Genomic DNA, 4,732 nt, shown 5'->3' with positions numbered 1-4,732 from the left:
TTTAATAATTTTAAGACTTAAAAGCACCATTAAAACTAAGCCAATTATGCCGCCATTTAATAAGGTTTCGTAGTAACCACTATGGGCGTTACCAATAAAGCCCCAACGCTCAACAAAACCCAACACTGCGTCACTGCTCCAGAATGCACCAAAACCGTAACCCAGCCAGGGTTTTTTATCGATACTTTCACTGAGCAATTCCCAAATAACAGTGCGATTCGTCAGCGTTGGATCTCGACCTAATAACTCGAGTAAAAAGGCATACAAAAAATACGCAGCCATACTGGCTAGCATAAGTAACACAGTAATGAGGAAAAACCGCCTTAAATTCATATTTGCGCTGCGGGTATGCAATACTTTAAAAAGAAGAATAAGCCCCAGGCCCGCAACGACCATAACAATAGCGGTGGCGGAATTGGCAAACACTAAACAGACACTTAGGATAAACAACTTAAATTTATCTTGCCGTGTTTGGTAACGCCCCAAGCCAGCTAAAATTAATATTGCATAGGCATATAGTCTTGCGCCACCGTTTTTGTCGCCCATAATACCAACAAACATATTCGCCCGATCGCCTGAGCCTTGTAAGGCCATGTTGGGAGCGATTACCATCAACATAAGCCCCAGAATAGCCGCAACAAAAATCGTTTTTGCTAAAAAATACAGCAGCGATTTAGGCTCAAACGTACACACCAAACAAAACGACACAACAATTAAGGTAATAAAAGCTATGAGGCGCCGAAAAGAGATACTGGGTTCGTAAGACCAATAAATAGAGAGGGCAAAAAAACCAATGATAATGGCCCACCAATAACTGGCTTTTAACATGCTGTACAAAAGTTTTTTATTCACTTTGAGTAACAAAAATATACTCAAGCCTAACAACAAAACGCCCACAAGCTGTTTTGCTAGCGAGCCCGCCGCATTGGCACTCATCAGGTCTTCGGCTTTACCGCCACTTACAAAACGACTCACAAAATTCATGAATCCAAAATAGTAAAATACGGCAGTAAACAAGTAGACTCGTTTAAGTTGTTCGATACTTACTTTCATTACGCTAGCTTACCTAAAATAAGCTGCCTATACCGTTTGGCAGAATTAAGTGAAGTAAAACGTTCTACCGCCTCAAGGTAGGTTGATTTTTTGTCTGTTGCGCTTTCAGTTATCAGCTCATTGGCTATCGCCAGCGCCAGTTGATGTACATTTTTATCTTCTAATAATGGGGCTAATTTACCACCGTTTAATATTTCAGTTGGCCCGTGAGGGCAATCAAAAGCAATGACTGCCGTTTCAACTGACATAGCTTCGACCAGAGCATTAGGACTCCCTTCAAAACGCGACGATAAAACATACAGGTCGGCTTGTTTTACTTCGGCTAAAGGATTATCACAATAACCGGCTAGCGATACACGGTCAGTTAAGCCTACACTTTCAATTTGTCTTTCTAGCTCTGGCCGTAATTCACCTTCACCTAAAATAACCAACCGCGCATCAACCATGTTGTGTATTCGATAAAAGGCATCAATCAAAATATCGAAACCTTTTTGATAAGACAAACGCCCTACCGACACAATAACTTTTGTTTGTTTATTAATTAACCAAGGGTGTTTAGCGGCCGCTTTTGCCGATTCAATCGTGTCAGTAGTAATGACAGGGTTGGGTGCCGTAACTACATCTTTTTCACGTACAACTGTTGTATCAACCAGATCTTTAGCTACGCCTTTAGATACGGCTATAACCGGATTGGGCAGTAGTCTGTATATGTAAGGCGCCAGTAAATAGGCAGCCTTCATCACTTTATTGCTATTAACTTTTTTGTCTAATGAAAAAGCATTACGTTCACTGACACTAAGCTTACGCAACCAGCCCAACGAAAAACACACAATGGCAGTAATCACGTTTATGTGAGTGAGAGCAGCAAGTATGCCATCGGGCTTAGATTTTTTTAAGGCGTGCCGCAATGGGCCAAAGGCATCAAGAGTTCGCTTACAATCAAGCTCAGTCAGATTAACTGACTCTCTTAAAAACGCTTTGTTCGGGCCGCCCGCGGTAATAAGGATCATGTCAACTTCATCGCCGTTCTCAACTAGCTGATTAGCAAGCCGCACCATCATCTTTTCAGCACCGCCACCTCTGAGATCATGTAAAACTATCGTTATCTTAGCCATTAGGTATTCCCTTCACACAAAGTAAGATAAGCATTAGCCACCTTGGGGTAACAAAAATCTTGAACATAATGACTAATATCTTCTTGGGGTAAGTTTTGATACTGACTAATAGCTAAAGCTAATGCAGCCACATCTAAATGAGGTACCAGCACACCATTTTTACCTTTTACTATCAGTTCGCTAGGGCCTGTAGGGCAATCAAAAGCAATAACTGGCGTGTTTAATGCCATAGACTCAACTAAAACGGTGGGCATCCCTTCATGACGAGAGGACAAAATAAAGGCTTTAGCTCGTTTTATCGCATAATAAGGATTTGTGGTAAAACCAGTAAAAAAAACATGTTCAGTCAAACCCAACTGGGCAGCCTGTGCGACTAATTGGCTTTTATCTTCACCTTCGCCAATAACCATTAATTTAGGCAGCTGCGAATCTAATCTTAATGCTTGAGCATAAGCGTTTAAAAGAAGGTCAAACCCTTTTTGTTCGACTAATCGGCCTACTGCAACCAAGTAATCAGTATGTTGCCAATTGTCGGAGTTGGTTTCTGCTTTAAGGTATATGCTGTCGTCAACCACTGCATTGGGCACGAAATGCACTGCCTTTTTGTTAAAAAGCAGGGTATCTTTTATTTGTTGCTGCAATGCTTTTGACACACCCACAATTTGCCCATTCATCGCATATAGAGAATAAAGTAATTTGATGGCCCAAGGTGGTAATTTTTGATCACTAACATCAAAAGCACAGTGTCTGGTATAGACAATGTTTAAACGGGGGAATCGTAGTTTACATAAAAAGGCGACCATATTGGCTTGTTCGGTTGCTGCAATTATCGCCCCTATCTCATTCGCTTTGATGCAGTCAAAAACCGCTTTTAATTTTTTAACTAGACCTGCATTTACATTAGGCCTTTGCGCTTGCTGAGTATTTTGTAGGCTATTGTAACCGGCTTCACTTTCGCCGTAGCCATGTAATACAAAAAAACAGGTATTGATGTTTTGTTGCTGCAAAGCTGCTGAAAGATTTTGATGAACACGCTCAACACCGCCACCTTTTACAAAGCACTTATGTAAAAACAAGACTTTATTTGACATTATTACATCGCTTTTTTACTGGCGTATTTGTGTTTTAATACACAAAAAATGCTATGTGGGTTAGTTGTAACATAACGCCATAAGAACTTTTTGGGCTCGGTGACAGCTCGATGCAACCATTCTAAACCAGCATTTTGCATCCATAATGGAGCCCTTGCATAGTCCCCTGTGACGTAGTTATAACAACCACCACAGCTAATAATAACAGGAACTTTAATTGCATCTTTGTGTTTAATAACCCACGCCTGCTCAAGTGGTTTGCCTAAACCTACCCATAAAATGTCTGCACCACTTTCGTTGATCTTTTTGATTACGTCGACGCTTTGAGTGTCTTTGTTAAAGTACCCATCGTGGATACCTGCAACTGCAAAATTTTGATATTGCGTTGACAAAATTTCAGCGCACGCTTCAACAACTTGCTTAGTTCCACCAAGTAAGAAGTGCTTAATGGTTTTTGTTACTAACAAAGGAATGTCATGAATAGTATCTGTGGTTGCGCTACGCTCAGGAATATCAGGGCCTTTTACCCACTTCGACATACTTACAACACTTTGGCCATCGGCGTGGATCAGATCAGCTTGCGTCAGAGATTGAAAAAAAACTGAGTTTTGATTTGCAAGAGAGATCCCATGACCATTTGAATCAAATATGACATAGGGTTTAGAAAACTCATCACTAGCCCGATAGGTATCGATTTTTTCAACACAGATATCAACCAATTCTTTTCTGGTGATACACGCTGTATCCAAACCACCAACATTTACTGTTTTAAAATTATTCAAAGTATCCCTCTTCACAGCCATTCATGTTGATAATTTAAAATGCCAATCGAGCATAAAGCAAAATTAATACCAGATACTGATCTACTATTTTCTTTTTTGGGGTTCTATATGCTCAATTTATTTTGACGCTATTATCCCTAAAAATTTTGAGGTTTAAAGTCAAAAGTAAAATTAAACTTAAATAGGCAAAAACTGTCACTTTATGCAGACTTAAAAAGAATAGTTCTCGTGAGTGATTCAATGTTTGAAACCGCATATATTGGCAATTTGATTTGCGATGAAATAATTTTGGTTTATTGTGTGTGTGAAATTATAAAAAAGGTGACACTGAACATTTTTACACTACCCCTAGTTGAACTCTTTTGATGTAAAGGCGTTTTAAAGCAATGCATGACTGCTAATAAAACATATAAGAATTTTGTTAAAACACATTTAGTAAGAAGCATCGCGTCTGCTACTTTTGGTTTAATTCTTCTGCATGTAAGCGTAAACGCCTCGTTTGTACTTAACGAAGTGTTAATTCAAAAAGTACTTCTTCGTTATGGGGATGCGGCTTCGCAACGTGTGCGTGATTGGCAAGAACTTCTTGAAGATAACAAAGCATCTGACATCCCAGACCAGCTTTACGAAGTAAACCGTTTTTTTAATCGTTTAGAGTTTGTAGATGACTTGAGCCATTGGAATAAAAACG

4 protein-coding genes and 1 pseudogene are annotated in these 4,732 nt (G+C 39.6%); 1 reads left to right on the top strand and 4 read right to left on the bottom strand.

Annotation, left to right across the window (positions count from 1 at the left end; genetic code table 11):
• The 4 genes from NWQ57_RS06150 to NWQ57_RS06135 form a co-directional block, all read right to left on the bottom strand.
• On the bottom strand, nucleotides 1–1,053 hold a 1,053-nt coding region (locus NWQ57_RS06150), incomplete at its 3' end, for an O-antigen ligase (protein WP_306021259.1).
• Nucleotides 1,053–2,168, bottom strand: a complete 1,116-nt coding sequence (locus NWQ57_RS06145; RefSeq protein WP_306021258.1) for a glycosyltransferase — start codon at nucleotides 2,166–2,168, stop codon at nucleotides 1,053–1,055. The genes NWQ57_RS06150 and NWQ57_RS06145, both read right to left, overlap by 1 nt.
• Nucleotides 2,168–3,259 carry a glycosyltransferase gene (locus tag NWQ57_RS06140; RefSeq protein WP_306021257.1) on the bottom strand — a complete coding sequence of 364 codons (1,092 nt, stop codon included), beginning with the start codon at nucleotides 3,257–3,259 and terminating at the stop codon, nucleotides 2,168–2,170. The genes NWQ57_RS06145 and NWQ57_RS06140 overlap by 1 nt, the downstream gene beginning before the upstream one ends.
• Before the next feature lie 2 nt (nucleotides 3,260–3,261).
• Nucleotides 3,262–4,041 carry a WecB/TagA/CpsF family glycosyltransferase gene (locus NWQ57_RS06135; RefSeq protein ID WP_306021256.1) on the bottom strand — a complete coding sequence of 260 codons (780 nt, stop codon included), beginning with the start codon at nucleotides 4,039–4,041 and terminating at the stop codon, nucleotides 3,262–3,264.
• Between the two features lie 390 nt (nucleotides 4,042–4,431).
• Between NWQ57_RS06135 and NWQ57_RS06130 the strand changes: the two are divergent.
• Nucleotides 4,432–4,732: pseudogene (locus NWQ57_RS06130) on the top strand (hypothetical protein); the annotation flags it as partial.

Source organism: Paraglaciecola sp. (assembly GCF_030730205.1).
Taxonomy (GTDB): Bacteria; Pseudomonadota; Gammaproteobacteria; order Enterobacterales; family Alteromonadaceae; genus Paraglaciecola.
The sequence above is the reverse complement of the archived record's forward strand: the minus strand, read 5'-3'. Positions and strand labels throughout refer to the sequence as shown.